This window comes from Bacillus pretiosus, from assembly GCF_052947655.1.
Map to the genome: position 1 here is coordinate 780,497 of NZ_CM129593.1, position 18,411 is coordinate 798,907.

Sequence of the window (18,411 nt, forward strand, 5' to 3'; positions counted from 1 at the left end):
AAGTTTTAACTTCTTTTATATTGTTCATAGTTTAGGAATAGTGGAGGCTTTCGTATGATTTTCTTATTTGTAGTATATTTTGTGATCATTATGACATTAGTAATTACGTTTCTTCTTTCAAAAAAATCATATAAGAAGCCTATTATTAAATATATACCAACGTTAATATTGTTTATTTTAGCTTTCATTTCTTCTGTTATGTTTGTATTGAATAACGGAATGGGAGAGCTGATAATAGCGGTATTTTTAGGGATTGCAGCGATAGTGAACGGTCTTTTACTTCTTGTATTGAAAGTAGTTCGTGTGATTGTTGCAAAAGGAAAATAGAGCATCGAAATTCGATGCTCTATTTTTTTATACATAAAAAAAAATCCCTCTTTATGAGGAATTTTAATGTGGTAAGAAAATCAATTGATAAGCGAACAAGATTCCGAATACATACACAAGTGGGTGAACAGAACGGAATTTACCTTTTGCCACTTTCATAAGTGGGTATGAAATAAATCCAAGTGCGATACCTGTTGCGATACTTGATGTAAGTGGCATGCTTAATATTACTAAGAATGCTGGGAATGCTTCATCAAATGTGTCCCAATCGATGTGGCGAACTGATCCCATCATAAGACTACCAACGATAATTAATGATGGTGCAGTAATAGCTGATACGCCAGAAACAGCACTTACTAATGGTCCGAAGAATGCTGCTAGTGCAAATAGAACAGCTACTGTAACAGTTGTTAAACCAGTACGACCACCAGCTGCAACACCAGCAGATGATTCAATGTACGCTGTTGATGGTGTTGTTCCGAACATAGAACCGATTGTTGCTGAGAATGAGTCAGATAGAAGAGCTCGTCCAGCTTTTGGAAGCTTTCCATCTTTCATAAATCCACCTTGTTGAGCAACTCCAAGTAATGTACCTGTTGTATCAAATAATGTAACAAGGAAGAATGAAAATACAACGCCGTACAATCCGTAGTTAATTACATCAGATACAGCAGTAATTGGATTGGAAACGATGATTCCTTCTGGTAATCCAGGCATTGATGTAACGCCGTTTGAGAACGATAATTGTCCTGTGAAGTAAGCGATAATACCAGTTAATAGCATTCCGATAAATAGTGCACCATTTACATTTAAAGACATAAGGACAATTGTAATTCCAAGTCCAGCTAATGCTAGTAGTACTGGAGCAGAGTGAAGATCACCAAGTCCAACTAAGTTTGCTTCATTTTTTGTAACGATACCTGTTAAACGTAAACCGATAAAGGCGATGAAAAGACCGATACCAGCAGTAATTGCATGTTTTAAGTTTTCAGGAATTGCTTCCATTAATTTTGTACGGAAAGATGTGAATGATAACAAAATTAAAATCATACCTGCTACGAATACAGCAGAGAATGCAATTGCGAAAGTCATGCCTTCATGAGCTTTTACAACAGAGTAAGAGAAGTAAGCATTTAATCCCATACCTGGTGCGATTGCGATTGGTAAGTTTGTAAAGATTGCCATAAATAATGTTCCGACAACAGCAGCGATAATTGTTGCTGTAAATGCTTGTTCAAATGGAACACCTGCATCCCCAAGGATGACAGGGTTTACGACAATGATATATGCCATTGTTAAGAAGGTAATAATACCTGCCATAATTTCAGTTTTAATAGAAGTTTTATGTTTTGAAAGGTTAAACATATAAACATCCTTTCTGTTTACGAATAATTTTCACAACAGTTATATATAATATTCGTTTTTTAACTATTTTGCAATAGTTTTGCATAAAAAGTTTACAACAATTCATATTTTGTGTCTTAAATTCGAATATTAATCGTAAAACGATGTGTGAATTTCAGTTTTTATTGTGCGCATATTATAAGGAAAAGGAGTTGAAAGAAGATATGCCACAGCAAAAAAACTTTGTAACAATGCCAGCGCAACATCAAAATAAACAACCTGGTATTGAATCGTTAATGAATCCTCTACCACAGTTCGAAGACCCAAATTATAAAGGAAGCGAAAAGTTAAAAGGAAAAAATATATTAATTACAGGAGGAGATAGTGGGATTGGACGCGCTGTTTCCATCGCTTTTGCGAAAGAGGGAGCAAATATTGCGATTGCGTATTTAGATGAGGAGGAAGATGCAAATGAGACGAAACAATATGTTGAGAAAGAGGGGGGGAAATGTGTATTGTTGCCGGGTGATTTAAGTAATGAACAGCATTGTAAAGATATTGTAGAAGAGACCGTTCGGCAGCTAGGTAGTTTGAATGTTTTAGTAAATAATGTCGCGCAGCAATATCCGCAGCAAGGGCTAGAGTATATTACAGCAGAACAGCTAGAAAAGACTTTTCGTATTAATATTTTTTCTTATTTTCACGTTACGAAAGCAGCACTTTCTCATTTAAAGCAAGGGGATGTCATTATAAATACGGCGTCTATCGTTGCGTATGAAGGAAATGAAACTTTAATTGATTATTCCGCAACGAAAGGAGCAATCGTAGCTTTTACAAGATCGCTTTCTCAATCGTTAGTGCAAAGAGGGATTCGTGTAAATGGTGTTGCGCCGGGACCAATTTGGACACCACTTATCCCATCGAGCTTTGATGAGAAGAAAGTCTCTCAGTTTGGAAGCAATGTTCCGATGCAAAGACCTGGTCAACCATATGAACTAGCGCCAGCATATGTATACTTAGCGTCTGATGATTCATCCTATGTTACCGGACAAATGATGCATGTAAATGGAGGCGTTATTGTAAATGGATAGTTTTCATTGATAAGAGCAAAGTAAAGTTAATTCCACTAATTATATTGAGCGCTAGGGGAGGGATATAGATGAAAAAATTATATTTCGTCATACTATTATTTTTCATCCTACCGGTTAGTGCTTTTGCTGATACAGATCATTTAATATTAGTGAATCTTACGACAAACCAGTTGTCTTTTTTTGAAAATGGAAATTATACAAAAACATTCCCCGTAACAACTGGAAGAGATCGTACACCTACGCCTGAAGGTAATTTTTGTATTATAACTAAATTTAAAAATAAAGAATACCATCGAAAAAAAATAGCTGGTGGTGCACCGAATAATCCTCTCGGTACGCGTTGGTTAGGTTTGGATAAAAAGGAGTATGCGATTCATGGAACAAATCGGGAATGGACGATTGGAAGCCGAGAGTCGAATGGCTGTATTCGCATGCATGACCGGGATATACAATGGTTATATGATCGGGTGCAATTACAGACGAAAGTAATCATTTCTCGTTTTCATACGAGCCCTGAATATGAAGCGAATAAGCTTGGTTACCGCGTTGTGAGCTGGAATGGTCGTAAAATAGAAGAAGAGCAAATTGGCATGCTTACGTTAGTAGACCGTGCTGATATATATTGGCAAGAACCAAATGGGCAGTTAACGAAAGTGAAAACGGTATTGCCGAACGAAAGATATGCAGTGTACTCAAAACGAAAAGATGGAATATATTATATAGGAAACAATTTGTATATTGTGGATGAAACAGGAGAAAAAATTCGTTATGAGCAAATTCCTGCCTCGACTTTAAGTAATATATATAAACGGAAATATAATGTTCCATAATGGCTACCGTATTACAGACGGTAGCTTATTTCTACTTCGAGTTTAACTGCAACTATTGTATTTTGCTGAATATAATACAGTACAGATAGGGGGCGGTTACATTATGAAAAGTGAATTTGCTTTTAAAGTTTTCTTAGTAACGACCTGTTTATTTATCGTGTATTTGTATGCGTTTCTCGTCTTTTCTTTTTATGTTCCATATTTTGATTTAATATTATTTTTCGGATTTATTTGGGCATTTGTGAAAGCGAGAGAAGGAGAGAAGAGTATGTATCGGCGCATTACCTTATGTGGGACAGTTGTTCTCGTTATTTTGTACTTTTTTATCATGCATGATTTTTGGAGAGGAATGTAAAAAAAGCATACGAGTAATCGTATGCTTTTTATGTTTAATATTTTGGCTTAAATGTATGACAACAAGTTTCTACACTCGTTGCTACAGAACTTTCTAGCGTCTCGTTTGTTAAAACCGCACCTGTATACGAATCATTTGCATTCGAACCGGCCTCTTGTGCATCTGGTTGAACAACGATTGCACTTGCTTGACAAAAGTTACCTTGTCCCCAAAATGAGCAATTGGAAACAGAACATTTCACTTCTGGCATAAAACCCCCTCCTTATACATTAGTTTGGGATTTTACGCCCATTTCATGTGTAGAAGGAGTTTCCTTTTCGCATTATTTTTTTGTTTGCTCAAGCCATTCTTTTAATTTGTCTTTCGGTTGTTCACCACTAATACGGCTTACTTCTTTGCCATCTTTAAAGTGAATGATTGTTGGAGTTCCTTTAATTTTATATTCATCCCAAGGAGCATCTAGTTTTTCAATATCCATAACTTTCATATCAACGTTCAAGTCTTTAGCCATTGGTACTACGACAGGAGATAGCTTTTGGCAATGAACGCAAGATGTTTGATAAAAGTATACTGTTTCTTCTTTTTTCTCTTTTAAATTCTTTTGAAGATCTGAAAGAGAGATTTTGTTTGTATAGTAGTCAGGGCCATTTGTTTTACTATCAGTAGCATTATCAATTTTTTGACTAGTAGCATTTTTTTCTTCCATTTGTGTGACAGCGAAAATTGCTGCAAACAAAGCGATAATAATACCACCAAATATAAGCATTTTTTTCATTGTTTCATCTCCTTATTTGTTTTTTATTACAATAAAACTACATACAGCGATTGTAATAAAGCCGATAAGTGCTAAAAACGGGATTGTAATAAAACCAAACCAGTTTATGAATTCTCCGGTGCAGGGTACACGGCCGCAAGCTGCTCCAGCAGCTGAAAATGCTGGGACTTTTTGAATTGCATAGTGATATAAAGAAATACAAGCACCGATACTTGCAATTGGTAAAGAATAACTTGCGATGCGATAATCTTTCTTTGCTACAGCGATACCAAGCCATAAAACGAATGGATACATAAAAATACGTTGATACCAACAAAGTACACAAGGTTCAAATTTCATGATTTCGGAAAAGTACAGACTTCCTAGTGTAGCGATAAAAGAAGCTCCCCATGCGGTAAGTAAAGCATATTCTTGCTTTTTTTCTCGTCCCATATTTTATACCTCTCTTATAATAGTTACATACTAAATTATAGTATGAAGTAGCACAGAAAAGAAAGAAAAAATATGTTTATCAATAAAAGTTTTATAAGGGGAAACTTTTATTGATATAAACATTTTAAAAAAGCGCTATTCTCATAAAGAGAATAGCGCTATATTTTACATTTGAATTTGCTCTACTTCTTCTATATGTGACTTTTGGGATGCATGGTCAATATATTGAAATAGGAGCTGCAATTGTTTATCAACTTCTGGCATTTCTTTACTGTATTGATAAGCGTGTAAAAAATGTTCAATACGCTTAGAAAATAGTTGATCGTTCGTTTGAACCATAAGAACGAGTAATTTATCCCAATTACAGCTATACGTGTAATAGAGAGCTTTGTCATAGTCGTTATATGTTTGCACTGTGTACCCTCCTTACTGAGGAGTTATATATAGTGTGTGACAAGCAAGGAGAAATACACTTGAAAGAATTTGTTAAGAAAAAAAGCGAATGAAAAGAAAAAACGAGGAATATCCCCGTTTTTAAGCTTTTGGCATTGGCGTAGGTGTTGGCTTGCCGTAGCCCTCTTTATATTTATTGTCGATATAGTTACGAATTTCGAGCGTTGATTTTCCTTTTTGTTTCATGGAAGCAGATTCAACCGCGATTTCTAAGCAATTGACGCAAGTCGTTGCATGGGAGTCCCAAACAACTTCACCATTCTTTTTCATTTCACGAATAAAGCAGTTTTTATTATTTTTATGTCCCACACTCTCACCGCAACCGCAGTAACATGGAATCCAATCTAATAGCTCTGCATTTTGCCCAGCGACAGTGTAGATATCTTTCATTTGTGGATCAAGCTTGTCTAGGAAGGTAGGAAGTGTGTCGACTCCTTTTGTTTTTTCTTGAATGTCAGCTTGCTGAGTGTGCGATGCGTGGTCATGCTCTTCTTTTGATTCAGATGATTTCTTTTCATTTGTACTAGTAGCTCCGCAACCAGCAAGAATTAAACTTAGTACTGCAAGTAAAGAAAATACATATTTCTTCATACGCTTGTCCCCTTTACAAATGTATTACTCAAATTGTATCAGAGATTATGGTGTATCGGTTGAAGATTTTTTCGACGGATTTTTGAAACGCCATCGTACTGAATGGAATAGAAATAAAATTGGGATATAAGCGTATACAATATATAAACCCGCTTTAGATAGTACTGTATTTAATGTGTTGATACTTTCACGATTTGTGAAAAATAAGGAAGCTGTAAAGACCATGAAAATAAAAAATGGTAATGTGAATGTAAAGGGAATATGGAATGAACGCTTCATCGTTTGACATGATGACCAAATGGTTAAACAAAGGTTTGGCAAAATAATTAAAAACCAAACGAAAATAATAATATATTCAAAGCGTTGAATGAAAGGGACTTTAATGATTTTTAACATTGTTAAAGTAGGCCAAATCGTGTGATTTAATTGGCCCTCGCTATAATACATAAAAGATACGATGGCTAAAACTACATAAATTAAGGTACTAAAAGCAATACCTGCATGAGCCCATCTTTTTAAGGATTTTCCTTTTTCAATAAATGGATAGAAGATTAAGATTGTCTCAAAACCAAGAAACTCTAACGCAGAGTGTTTTGCAGATATAAGCATGTCAAAAGGTGAATGTGTAAAAATAGGTAAAATATTGCGGAAATGTGCATATTTCATTGGATAAATTAAAAAGAATACAACGAAAATAGGAAGAACGACTCCCCAAAAACATATTCCCGTCACAGAGCGAAATCCTCCCTTTATAATATAGTAAGTCACTAATAAAAACATAAGGGTTAGTTTCCATAACTTAATGGTAGGGAAAATCCAAACTTGTATTACTTCCATATATGTACGAAGAACAGTAAGGCAAAATAATAAGCAATAAAGAGTAAAAATTACAGAAAATATAGAACCGATCCATTTTCCAAAGCTCGTTGTATGAATGCTAATTAAATCGCCATCTTTTTCTAACATTTTTAGCATGCAAAACAGTACAATATGAGTTGCAATACCTGCTATGATTAGAGATATCCAAGCGTCATAACCAGCATTTTTTAAAATTACCCGTTGATATCCTAGAATTCCTATTCCAATTTGAAGAGAATGTAACAAAACAAATGCAAAATATGGAGAGACAGTCTTTGTTTTATTCATTGTATGCATTGCTTATTTCACCTCACTATTCTCCAATTCCAGATTGTACAATGTTAATATCTAAATTTATATCCACAGCTATATTCGGGTACATATTTCGAATTTGGTTTATATTCCATTTTCTCGTATGGCTTCTAATTTCATCGCGTATTCCTAAAGGATCAATTCTCTTTTGTTGAAATTGTTTTATTAATTCTTCACAATCTTGTTCAACGTTTCGTTCAATTTGTTTTTTTATATAATTGATATTTGTTTTTTTTCTTAAATCAATCCAATTAGGGGAGTTTTTAATTAGTCCATTTAGTTTTAAATGGATTTTTACTTTTGGTATGTCACCAGTTTGATCAATATCATACTTGCTTTCCCCAGCTAAGTTTTGTATGACAACCATACCTTTATGTTTGTTCTTCTTTATCGCTGCTTCGTAACGTCCATTTTTCGTAGGGTTAATAAGTAATTTTGCTAAAACAGAATGTCTTTTATCTGTATACATAACGACTTTATCACCTTTTAAAAAAGCAAGTCCTTTGACAGCCACGGAATGATTATCGTCCATTTTAATATAAGGAACATACGCATCACATACAGAAGAGTAGTAATTATATAAAAAAATGTTTAATGTGGTTTGTGGAATGTTCTCGTTTCGTATATTTTGTTCAAGTAAATCAGCAATGTATAACGAACCATTTTTTTTTACATAATTTAAAAGCTCTTCAGCCGAGCCATCTACAATTGCTAGTTGTACATCACGCCCGATATTTGGGTCACGTTGTAAGTTAGTAATAATTTCCCCCATTCCTTGTTCTCCTAGATCTTTTCCAAATAGAACGACACGCATTTGACCTACAACTACATTGTGGGGGGATTTTGCATTTAATCGTGAAGCGATTGTTTCAAGTGAGCGGGCAGATGTTGATTGAGTTTCTGGTTTCGATTTTACACCATGTGTATACTCTGGAAATAAGATCGTTCCTTGGAATCTTTTGTTTTTTGTGATGTCAAATCCAGCAATATGAATAATACGCTGTGTATCCACTATATACGTTTGTGTACAGCCAGTTTGTAGAACAAAAAGGGGTATAATAAGGAACAATAAGAGTTTTTTCATTCATTATCACCATCACGTTTTTGCTTCGCTTTGTTTGGATTATAACGCCATTTAGATTTTGGTCTAAGGAAAGAAGGCCTTTGTGCAGTTTGGCTAAACGGTAAACGGAAAAAACCTTCCGCTGTACCTAAACCACGAAATGGATATAAAGGTAATAAATAAGGTGATCCAAGTGATTTTAATTTAATTAAATGAGCTAAAATAAACACAAACCCGACAATAAGACCTAATCCACCAAATGCACCAGCTAAAAGAATAAGCGGGAATCGTAACAACCGAATAGTAGAAGACATTTTTACAGTCGGCGTTGTGAAAGATGCAAGAGCGGATAAAGCAACTGCAATTAATAAAATCGTACTCGTTAAAGCGGCTTCAACAGATGCTTGCCCAATTACAATCCCGCCAACAATACCAATTGTTTGTCCGACTTTCGTCGGTAAACGTGCTCCCGCTTCACGAAGCAATTCGATTGTAATCTCTAGAAAGAGTGCTTCTAGAATAGGCGGGAAAGGTACGTTCGCTCTCGAGAAAATAATAGGTCCTAGTAAATCAGCAGGAATCATTTGATAATGATATGTTAAAGCCGCTGTATAAATAGCGGAGGAAAAAAGAGAAAATATAGCTCCGAAAAAACGGATAACGCGAAAGAACGATCCAATCATCCACGGTAAATAATAATCTTCTGGTGAAATGAAAAAATCTAGTAACGTTGTCGGTCCTAATAAAGCATATGGAGAGCCATCTGTTAAAATTAAAACTTCCCCGTTAATTAATGCAAATACTGCTCGATCTAATCGTTCTGTAGGTAATAGAACAGGGAATGGTGAATTGCTATTATCACTGATAAATTGCTCAATCATAGTCGAATCAAAGGGAACATCAAAGTCAATGTCTTCTAGTCGTTGTATTGCAGTGTTGATAAATTGTTCATTTGTAACCCCTTCAATATAAGCAACTGCTACTTTCGTTTTTGACATAGATCCAACGATAACTTCTTTGAAAATGAGTTGCTCCGTTACAATATTTCGGCGCAATAAGTGTATATTTGTATCAAGGTTTTCAACGAAACCGATTTTAGGTCCAATTACGCTATACTCATTTTCTGTATCGTTATATAATCGTGTTCCTAAAACAGTACTTTCGGCACGAATTAAAGCATATTGATCGGGATTCGAATTGCTTTTTAAGCGTACTAAAATATATCCACCTAATAATTTCTCACGAATATCATCAATAGAGGGAGAGGTAATAATATCTTCAATGGAGACAATATTACATAGGTCAGAGATATTTTGAATATGTTCTGATTCCTTTTTCATAGGAGTTAAAATAAACTGTTTAATAATAAGTGCTTCCACGACAGATTTATAATAAAACAAGCATAACGTTTCATCTTCAAGTACGTTATAAGATACAAAATCGCTAGATTCTTTCATGGTATGTATAAATTCTGGAATAGAACAAAGTGGTTTTGCCGTAGTCTTTTTGGATTTTTCAGATGAGAAACCGAACATTTTTACACCCCCTGACATATAGCATTTACTTATGTTAGTTTTTGGGAAAGGCGGGAATTTATACTTGAAAATTGAAAGTTCATAAAGAAAAGGAAGGGTATTGGGAATCCCTTCCTTTTTTGGCGTATTAATTTGTTTTCTTTTCCTTAATAGACTTCACTAATTTAATCATTTCTGCTCGTATATCTTCTTTTTTTACATTTAATTTTTCTGCAATTTGTTTAATGTCCATTCCGTCTTTTTTCATTTTTAGTACATCATCAAGAGGAGTGTTACTTTTTTGAGAGATGATTGTTAATACCGTGAGCTGACGTAATCCGATATTATAATCTTTCATTTTTTGTTTTAGGCCGTCTGGTGTAGATTTTTGCATATTTGCTAATTCTTGCAGCAGTGCTTTTTTCGTCTCTTTATTCATATGATGCTTTTTTAATTTACTTGGATCTACACCGAAATGCTGGGCTGTTTTCTCCCAAGATTTATTTTGCTTATAGTAAGCTAAAACGTCTTTTATTTCTTTTTTACCGATTCTTGCAATGTGAGCAGCTTTCCAAATTTCATGTTTGTTATAGCCGAGTTTTTCGAGCGACTGCATTTCTTCTTCTGAAATAGGCTTATGATGGTGCAATGTTATTTCTTTTGGCGTGGCAGCGAAAGTAGGGAAGACGGTTGCCCCGAATAATAATGTTGCCATAGTCATACTTACTGCGATTTTTTTGTACATATAAACTCCTCCTAGATGGATAATGTGGAAAACTGTACACATATCATTTCCATAAAATGTGAAATACTTGTGAACAAGTTAAGTTTTTTTATTCACAGTATAAAATGACGTTTTTGGAAGTTTTCCAACATAAAACATTGATTAATAGTAAAAAACTAAGGTATAATCGAAATTGAAAATCAATATCAATAACAAATGTATACATATAGATGAAAATAAGGGAGAGAAAAATATGACTACATATACTTCCATCGCAAATGTGATTAAAGAAAGACGCTCTGTACGTACATTTACAGATAAAGCTGTAGATAAAGAGTTATTAATTGAACTATTAAACGACGCAACATGGGCACCGAATCATAAACACCGTGAACCATGGAATTGTAAATTATACATTGGAGAAGGCCGCAAAAAATTAGTAGATGCAGTATTAAACTCTTTCACAGAAGAAGAAAGAGCGAAACGCGGCAAAATTTTATCAGATCGTTTCTTAAGCACGCCGGCACAAATTGTTGTTTATATTAATGAAGATCCACGTCAAATTCAACGCGACGAAGATTACGCTGCAACATGTGCATTTATGCAAAACTTCCAACTGCTTGCTTGGGAACGTGGCTTAGGTTGCGTTTGGAAATCAGGCGGATTAAACTACAATCCATTATTTATAGAAGGACTTGGTTTAACAAGAGGTCAACGCATCGTTGGAATTCTTCACCTTGGCTATTTCGATAAAGCACCAGAAGGAAAAGCTCGTACGCCGATTACGGAGAAGATGGAGATTATTGAAGGTTAATAGATGAGACATTCTCGTTTTTATGAGGATGTCTTTTTATTATGCAATCAATCCTCATGAAAGCTTGTTCCTCATCATACACTTTCTTAAGGGAAAGTGTAAGGAGGGAAAATAATGAGAGCAAGTGAAGATAAAGCGCTGCAATATGCGATTGCGGAAATTACGGAAATTGCGACTGGATTTGGGCTTGATTTTTATCCGATGCGTTATGAAGTATGTCCAGCGGAAATTATTTATACATTTGGTGCATATGGGATGCCGACGAGGTTTTCGCATTGGAGTTTTGGAAAGCAATTTTTCAGAATGAAATTACAATACGATTTAGGACTTAGTAAAATTTATGAACTCGTTATTAACTCTAATCCATGTTACGCCTTTTTATTAGATACGAATTCTTTAATTCAAAATAAATTAATCGTGGCGCACGTTTTAGCGCACTGTGATTTCTTCAAAAATAATATTCGTTTCTCTAATACGAAACGCGATATGGTGGAGAGTATGGCAGCGACAGCAGATCGTGTGAAGGCGTATGAACATAAGTATGGAAGAGAAGAGGTAGAAACGTTCTTGGATGCAGTACTTGCCATTCAAGAACATATTGATCCATCGCTTATGCGTCCGAAACTTGCTTGGAGTATTGGAGATTTAGAAGAGGATGTAGAAAAGAAAAAGATATCACAGTACGATGATTTATGGAATTTAGATGATCGAAACAAAAAGAGGGAACGACCTAATATGCATAAAAAGAAGAAAATCCCACCGCAGCCAGAAAAAGATTTACTCCTCTTTATTGAAGAATATAGCCGTGAGCTAGAAGAGTGGCAGCGCGACATATTAACGATGATGCGCGAGGAAATGTTATATTTCTGGCCACAGCTTGAAACGAAGATTATGAATGAAGGCTGGGCTTCCTTCTGGCATCAACGCATACTTCGTGAAATGGACTTAACATCTTCTGAAGCGATTGAATTCGCAAAGCTTAATGCAGGTGTAGTTCAACCATCAAAAACAAGCATTAACCCATACTACCTCGGTATTAAAATGTTTGAAGATATTGAAGAACGTTACAACAACCCGACAGAAGAAATGAAGCGACGCGGTGTAAAACCAGGATCTGGTCGAGATAAAATTTTTGAAGTACGTGAAATTGAGTGGGACGTATCGTTCTTAAGAAACTACTTAAATAAAGACCTCGTAATGAGAGAAGATATGTACTTATTCCAGCGCCAAGGAAAAGAATATAAAGTAATAGATAAAGAATGGGAACATGTGCGTGATCAGCTCGTAAATATGCGTACAAATGGTGGCTTCCCGTACTTAGTAGTAGAAGACGGGGACTACTTAAAGAACGGAGAGTTGTACATTAAACATAGTTACGAAGGGATCGAGCTCGATTTAAAATACTTAGAAAAAGTATTGCCATACCTTCATCAATTATGGGGAAGAACGGTGCATATGGAGTCGATTGTGGAGAGTAAGGGCGTTGTATTTTCTTATGATGGGAAGATGGTGCATCGGAAGTATGTGTGATGAAAAGAACGGACATAGAATGCTATGTCCGTTCTTTTTTATTTGGAACAAGGTTAAATATGCTATTCTTGAAAAAGGGAGTTACATAGAGAAATGGAGCGATTCAAATGAGCAAAATAGGGGTATGCAAGGTGGATATTACGCCGCCTGTCGGTATTGATTTTGTCGGATACCATAGAGAGACAGGAATAAATAATATTGAAGAGCGTATTTACGGGACGGTCTTTGTATTTGAAAAAAATGAAATGAAAACGGTGTTTATAAGTGTTGATAATATTGGGATGTTAGTAGAAGATACGAATGTTATTCGTGAGCGAGTAGCTAGTAGGCTTCATGTGCCATTTGAGCGAATAACAGTTGTTTATACACATACACACTCTGGTCCAGAAACAGTCGGTGAGCAACCTTTAGTAAATTCGTATAAAACGAGTTTAGTAAATAATGTAGTGCAAGGTGCGGTTACTGCGGATAACAACTTGAAGCTCTGTGAAGTTGGCTGGGGTGTTACGACAGGTGATATTGGGGTCAACCGAAGAGAGAGAACATCTGATGGAAGAGCAAAGATGGGAACAAATATAGAAGGTGTTGTAGATAAACGAATTGGTATGTTAGCAATAAGACATGCTGAAACGAAGGAGCTATCTGGAATTATTGTATTTTGTACTGCGCATCCGAATGTTTTAAAAGGTGATAGCGATGTATTATCAGCGGATTATCCTGGAATGACGAGGGAGATTCTTGAGAAAATCGTAAACTGTCCTGTTATTATTATGCAAGGAGCTGCTGGTAATGTAAATGCGAAGCATCGTGGTTCAAGGGAAGCATTAAAGAAAATGGCTTACACACTTAGTGGACATGTATTAACGATGTTGCCAATAGTTACATATAGCCCAATTGTAAATTTAAGAACAGTTTCGAGTATGATGCAAATGAAGTTGAAAGATATTCCAGAAATTCATGAGATACGAAGAATGGCTCAATTAGCGGAGAAGCAGTGGGGTGTGAACACGGATGAATGGTTTACTATCGTTTTAGAGAAATATAAGCAAGGTATTCGGCAGTTACGTATTGATTTGGAAGTTCAACTGTTTCAAGTTAATGATGGTATGTTCTCTGGTATACCGATGGAACCTTTTTCAGAAACTGCGTTAGAAGTGAAAGAGAGTCTTCAAAATGAACTAGCTTTCTTTGGTGGATATACGAACGGATATATTGGTTATTTACCTACAAAGGAAGAGTATGTATATGGTGGATATGAAGTGGAATTAAGTCCTGTCGTATATGGGCCAGCTACAAATTTGTTGATGCCACCGGAGGAGAATACGGCGAGTTTGATTGTGCAGAGAGTTATGAAATCATATAATGTTTAAAATATAGACTTTCATGTATTTAATATAAAATTTAAAAGAAACAATAATTATTAATAAAACTGTAAAAAACGAATCCATTTTGAAAAAGAATAATCAAAATGGATTCGTTTTTTATATGGAGTTTTTGTTTACCAAACAGGGCGTATATTTGATGATAATTTTCCTGTATTTTTTTTAGTAACGAATGTTGTTAAATCTTCTTTAAGCATTTGCATTCGTTCTGCACCTATGTTTTCAATCCATCGCTGTTCTATTTCAGCTATTATTTCTTCTTTTGCTTTCATTACTGACAAACCACGTTCGGTTAAAATAATGATCTTACCTCTTTTATCAGTAGGATGCGTTTTACGTGTAACGTAACCACTACTCTCAAGAGAATCTACCATTTTACTTACAGCTTGTTTGGAAATCCCTAAATACTCAGCTAGTTCTATACCAGTTGCTCCATTAGGAAGAATGCGTTTGAACATAAAACCATGTGCTGGCCTAATATCTTCAAATCCTAATTCACTTAATTTTTCATGTAGTTCAGTAATTAATGTACTGAAAGATAATGATAAAAGTGAAGTAAGGTCTAGTTCGTTAAATGTTGAATGATCCATGTATATAACCTCCGTGATTATAGTCAATTAAGTTGACTAAATGTGAAACCTATTATACTATACGGAATATAGTCAATCAAATTGACTATATTCCGTATAGTACAAATAATGATTTATATAAATAGAATCAATGGAGGTTTCACATGGTTAATATCGTTAAAATTAGAGGGAGTGTATTTGCACCATATGCATCGCTGGAACCTATTAAGGATTCTGCAACAGGAAGAGTGTTTGAATATGCTGGAGATGCACGTGAGTTTACACCATACGCTGTGAACACAAAGCGTTCAAGATTAGAACAAGAAGTGAATATTGATTTTTATAAAAAAGAAATTTTCACATATGCAGATGCTTGTATCGTCACTGTGAAGATTACAAATCCAGATGGCTCAATTGAGTATCAAAAAGGAGAAACAAGTACAGAAAGCATTGTATGTACAAATATTGTATGGAGTGAAGATGAAGTTTCATTTGAAATGAGAGCAAGTGCAAGTAATCCGTTAAACACGACAGCACCTGCAGCTGACTATTTTTTGACTATACGAGTTAATGAATGTGGTACTGTGCATGTTGAAGGTGTACACGATGGTTTCCCTTGCTATGAATTTTATAAACAAATAGACTTTGGTTTATTTGAATTAATATACACACATGATTTCAGAGAAACTGATGATACCCCAGCAGCACTAGCTGGAGAAATGGAATATAGTTTTAAAACGACAATCTAATAAATATAGCGCTATTTTTCAGAAGGAAGTAGCAAACGTTAAAAGAGAAATCTATTGATTATGGGACCGAAATTGTGATCTGTTTTACTCAATGATATGCAGTATTTAAAATAAAATTATAGAGGTGTTTCTTATGACTAATATCGTTAAAATTAGAGCCAGTGTATTTATTCCAATGTCTTGGACTGAAGCTAAGAAGGATATGGAAACGGGAAAAGTAATCCAATTCGAAGGTGATTCCCGTGAATTTACACCGTATGCGGTAAACGCTATGCGCTCTAGAGTTGAGCAAGAGGTAGTAGTGGATTTTTATAAAGAAGAAGTGTTTTCATATGCGGACACGGGTATTACGACAGAGAAGGTTACAAACCCAGATGGTTCGGTGAATAAAAGAACAGGAAAAGCGAGTACTGAAAATATTGTGTGTACGGATATTGAATGGAATTCTGATGGTGTGCAATTCAAAATGAGAGCAAGTGCAAGTAATCCGTTAAATGTGTATGCTCCTCCTGTGGACTATTTATTAACTGTATGTGTGAAAAAGGATGGTAGTATTAATATTCAAGGAGAACATGATGGTTTCCCTTGCTATGAATTTTATAAGCAAGTAGATTTCGGTTCATTTGAACAAATTTATACACATGATTTTAGAGAAACTGGTGATACACCTGAAGCGTTAGGTGGAGAAATGGATTATAGTTTTACAAAGAGTTTATAGGAAGTATGACAAATTACTTCATCCGTAAATGAATTCAGCCGTCAAAAATAAGTATTACTCCATACTACGCCGCCTTTAGGCATGGATTTAATCATACAGAAAGGAACCTGGAGATATCTAGGTTTTTTTGTTTCGAATTTGTGAACAAAAGATATATATATTGAAAATGATTTTTGTATATTTTATTATATACCCATACGGGTATAAGTTTTCTGTTTTTGATACATTAAGAAAATAAATAAGATGGAGGTTTGAAATATGTCTAGAAAAATTGTAGTAGTAGGTGGAGTTGCGGGCGGGGCATCAGTAGCTGCAAGGCTTCGTCGTTTAAGTGAAGAAGATGAAATTATTATGGTGGAGCGTGGTGAATATATTTCATTTGCGAATTGTGGATTACCATACTACATTGGCGGTGTCATTACAGAAAGACAAAAGTTATTAGTTCAAACTGTTGAAAGAATGTCAAAGCGTTTTAATTTAGATATACGTGTATTGAGTGAAGTAGTAAAGATTAATAAAGAAGAGAAAACAATTACGATAAAGAATGTAACTACAAATGAAACATATAACGAGGAATATGATATTTTAATTCTTTCACCAGGGGCAAAACCAATTGTTCCACCTATTCCAGGTATTGAAGAAGCGAAGACGTTGTTTACGTTACGAAATGTACCTGATACAGATCGTATTAAAGCGTACATTGATGAGAAGAAACCACATCATGCGACGGTTATTGGTGGCGGATTTATTGGAGTAGAAATGGTTGAAAACTTAAGAGAACGAGGAATTGATGTTACTCTTGTAGAGATGGCAAATCAAGTAATGCCACCAATTGATTATGAAATGGCAGCATATGTGCATGAGCATATGAAAAAGCACAATGTTGAGCTTGTTTTAGAAGATGGTGTAGATGCATTAGAAGAGCACGGGACTGTTGTACGTTTAAAAAGTGGTTCAATCATAAAGACAGATATGATTATTTTAGCAATTGGTGTGCAACCAGAGAGCAGTTTAGCGAAGGATGCAGGGTTAGTACTAGGAGTTAGAGGAACGATAAAGGTAGATGAGAGTTTTCAAACGTCGGACCCGCACATATATGCAATTGGTGATGCGATTGAAGTAAAGGATTTTGTTACAGAAACAGAAACGATGATTCCGTTAGCGTGGCCAGCTAATCGTCAAGGTCGCATGTTAGCAGATATTATTCATGGTCGTACGGATTCTTTATATAAAGGTACGCTGGGAACTTCTGTAGCTAAAGTTTTTGATTTAACAGTTGCTGCGACGGGAGTAAATGAGAAAATATTAAAACGATTAAATATACCCTATGAGGTAGTACACGTACAGGCGAATTCGCATGCCGGATATTATCCGAATGCGACGCCAGTGTTAATAAAATTAATTTTTAATAAAGAAAGCGGAAAAATGTATGGGGCGCAGGCGTTAGGGCGTGACGGTGTAGATAAGCGTATTGATGTTATTGCAACGGCAATGAAGGCAAACTTAACCGTAATTGATTTGCCAGATTTAGAATTATCATATGCCCCGCCTTATTCTTCTGCAAAAGACCCAGTAAACATGGTGGGGTATGCGGCAAGTAATATAGTAGATGGTTTCGTGGACACAGTACAATGGCATGAGGTAGATCGTATTATTGAAAATGGTGGATATCTTATTGATGTTCGAGAGCCTAATGAACTCAAACAAGGAATGATTAAAGGTTCTATTAATATCCCCTTAGATGAGTTACGTGATCGTTTGGATGAAGTACCGGTAGATAAAGAAATATATATTACTTGTCAACTTGGTATGAGAGGTTATGTCGCAGCGCGCATGTTAATGGAAAAAGGATATAAGGTAAAGAATGTAGATGGTGGCTTTAAATTGTATGGGACAGTATTACCAGAACGTGTTGCGTATTAATATTTTTTCATCTTCCATTTCAAAATTTAGTGGAAGATGAAAGCTTATGTATTAAGG

At 35.3% G+C, this 18,411-nt stretch carries 21 protein-coding genes; 10 read left to right on the top strand and 11 right to left on the bottom strand.

Annotated elements, in window-relative coordinates:
* Positions 1–54 precede the first annotated feature (54 nt).
* Positions 55–327: a hypothetical protein gene (locus ACU8YW_RS04010; protein ID WP_000576485.1), complete on the top strand. Its 273-nt coding sequence runs from the start codon at positions 55–57 to the stop codon at positions 325–327.
* 63 nt (positions 328–390) lie between these two features.
* Here ACU8YW_RS04010 and ACU8YW_RS04015 read toward each other — a convergent pair whose 3' ends face one another.
* Positions 391–1,692: an NCS2 family permease gene (locus ACU8YW_RS04015; protein WP_088062002.1), complete on the bottom strand. Its 1,302-nt coding sequence runs from the start codon at positions 1,690–1,692 to the stop codon at positions 391–393.
* 203 nt (positions 1,693–1,895) lie between these two features.
* Here ACU8YW_RS04015 and ACU8YW_RS04020 point away from each other — a divergent pair, with 203 nt between their 5' ends.
* The 3 genes from ACU8YW_RS04020 (at position 1,896) to ACU8YW_RS04030 (ending at position 3,947) form a co-directional block, all read left to right on the top strand.
* Positions 1,896–2,762, top strand: coding sequence for an SDR family oxidoreductase (locus tag ACU8YW_RS04020; RefSeq protein ID WP_097907254.1), 867 nt, complete (start codon positions 1,896–1,898; stop codon positions 2,760–2,762).
* A 68-nt stretch (positions 2,763–2,830) separates the two neighbouring features.
* On the top strand, positions 2,831–3,592 hold the full coding sequence (locus ACU8YW_RS04025; protein WP_088062006.1) for a L,D-transpeptidase: 762 nt from the start codon (positions 2,831–2,833) through the stop codon (positions 3,590–3,592).
* Positions 3,593–3,695: 103 nt separating this feature from the next.
* A complete protein-coding gene (locus tag ACU8YW_RS04030; RefSeq protein WP_426933985.1) occupies positions 3,696–3,947 on the top strand; it encodes a hypothetical protein in 252 nt (83 codons plus the stop codon).
* A 34-nt stretch (positions 3,948–3,981) separates the two neighbouring features.
* On the opposite strand, the gene ACU8YW_RS04035 is transcribed toward ACU8YW_RS04030, so the two are convergent.
* The 9 genes from ACU8YW_RS04035 to ACU8YW_RS04075 all read right to left on the bottom strand — a co-directional run bounded on the left by ACU8YW_RS04035 (position 3,982) and on the right by ACU8YW_RS04075 (position 10,690).
* Positions 3,982–4,197 (bottom strand): DUF1540 domain-containing protein, encoded by a 216-nt coding sequence (locus tag ACU8YW_RS04035; protein ID WP_088062010.1) that lies wholly within the window; start codon positions 4,195–4,197, stop codon positions 3,982–3,984.
* A gap of 72 nt (positions 4,198–4,269) precedes the next feature.
* Positions 4,270–4,722 (bottom strand): thioredoxin family protein, encoded by a 453-nt coding sequence (locus tag ACU8YW_RS04040; protein WP_088608414.1) that lies wholly within the window; start codon positions 4,720–4,722, stop codon positions 4,270–4,272.
* Positions 4,723–4,734: 12 nt separating this feature from the next.
* On the bottom strand, positions 4,735–5,154 hold the full coding sequence (locus ACU8YW_RS04045; RefSeq protein ID WP_000532264.1) for a disulfide formation protein C: 420 nt from the start codon (positions 5,152–5,154) through the stop codon (positions 4,735–4,737).
* A gap of 165 nt (positions 5,155–5,319) precedes the next feature.
* Positions 5,320–5,568 (bottom strand): YhdB family protein, encoded by a 249-nt coding sequence (locus ACU8YW_RS04050; protein ID WP_001195461.1) that lies wholly within the window; start codon positions 5,566–5,568, stop codon positions 5,320–5,322.
* A 120-nt stretch (positions 5,569–5,688) separates the two neighbouring features.
* Entirely contained in the window at positions 5,689–6,198 is a 510-nt protein-coding gene (locus ACU8YW_RS04055; protein ID WP_048545771.1) for a PCYCGC domain-containing protein, read from the bottom strand.
* A gap of 45 nt (positions 6,199–6,243) precedes the next feature.
* A complete protein-coding gene (locus ACU8YW_RS04060) occupies positions 6,244–7,353 on the bottom strand; it encodes a GerAB/ArcD/ProY family transporter (protein ID WP_088608416.1) in 1,110 nt (369 codons plus the stop codon).
* Between the two features lie 16 nt (positions 7,354–7,369).
* Positions 7,370–8,452, bottom strand: a complete 1,083-nt coding sequence (locus ACU8YW_RS04065; protein ID WP_060487580.1) for a Ger(x)C family spore germination protein — start codon at positions 8,450–8,452, stop codon at positions 7,370–7,372.
* Complete coding sequence (locus tag ACU8YW_RS04070; protein WP_088062016.1) at positions 8,449–9,966, bottom strand: spore germination protein; 1,518 nt, start codon at positions 9,964–9,966, stop codon at positions 8,449–8,451. Before ACU8YW_RS04070 ends, ACU8YW_RS04065 begins: the two co-directional genes overlap by 4 nt.
* A gap of 127 nt (positions 9,967–10,093) precedes the next feature.
* Positions 10,094–10,690, bottom strand: a complete 597-nt coding sequence (locus ACU8YW_RS04075) for a hypothetical protein (RefSeq protein WP_141542708.1) — start codon at positions 10,688–10,690, stop codon at positions 10,094–10,096.
* A 232-nt stretch (positions 10,691–10,922) separates the two neighbouring features.
* Between ACU8YW_RS04075 and ACU8YW_RS04080 the strand changes: the two genes are divergently transcribed.
* From ACU8YW_RS04080 to ACU8YW_RS04090, 3 genes are all read left to right on the top strand, one after another.
* On the top strand, positions 10,923–11,483 hold the full coding sequence (locus ACU8YW_RS04080; protein WP_000214808.1) for a nitroreductase family protein: 561 nt from the start codon (positions 10,923–10,925) through the stop codon (positions 11,481–11,483).
* Between the two features lie 114 nt (positions 11,484–11,597).
* Positions 11,598–13,013 carry a stage V sporulation protein SpoVR gene (gene spoVR, locus ACU8YW_RS04085; protein WP_001202728.1) on the top strand — a complete coding sequence of 472 codons (1,416 nt, stop codon included), beginning with the start codon at positions 11,598–11,600 and terminating at the stop codon, positions 13,011–13,013.
* A 107-nt stretch (positions 13,014–13,120) separates the two neighbouring features.
* Positions 13,121–14,383, top strand: a complete 1,263-nt coding sequence (locus ACU8YW_RS04090; protein ID WP_088608418.1) for a neutral/alkaline non-lysosomal ceramidase N-terminal domain-containing protein — start codon at positions 13,121–13,123, stop codon at positions 14,381–14,383.
* 128 nt (positions 14,384–14,511) lie between these two features.
* Here the strand turns inward: ACU8YW_RS04090 and ACU8YW_RS04095 are convergent, their stop codons facing one another.
* Positions 14,512–14,985, bottom strand: a complete 474-nt coding sequence (locus tag ACU8YW_RS04095) for a MarR family winged helix-turn-helix transcriptional regulator (protein ID WP_098133089.1) — start codon at positions 14,983–14,985, stop codon at positions 14,512–14,514.
* Between the two features lie 143 nt (positions 14,986–15,128).
* On the opposite strand from ACU8YW_RS04095, the gene ACU8YW_RS04100 reads away from it, so the two are divergent.
* From ACU8YW_RS04100 to cdr, 3 genes are all read left to right on the top strand, one after another.
* On the top strand, positions 15,129–15,713 hold the full coding sequence (locus ACU8YW_RS04100) for a DUF3238 domain-containing protein (RefSeq protein WP_088608420.1): 585 nt from the start codon (positions 15,129–15,131) through the stop codon (positions 15,711–15,713).
* A 133-nt stretch (positions 15,714–15,846) separates the two neighbouring features.
* Positions 15,847–16,431: a DUF3238 domain-containing protein gene (locus ACU8YW_RS04105; protein ID WP_088608421.1), complete on the top strand. Its 585-nt coding sequence runs from the start codon at positions 15,847–15,849 to the stop codon at positions 16,429–16,431.
* A gap of 258 nt (positions 16,432–16,689) precedes the next feature.
* On the top strand, positions 16,690–18,354 hold the full coding sequence (gene cdr / locus ACU8YW_RS04110) for a CoA-disulfide reductase (RefSeq protein WP_106383089.1): 1,665 nt from the start codon (positions 16,690–16,692) through the stop codon (positions 18,352–18,354).
* Positions 18,355–18,411 lie beyond the last annotated feature (57 nt).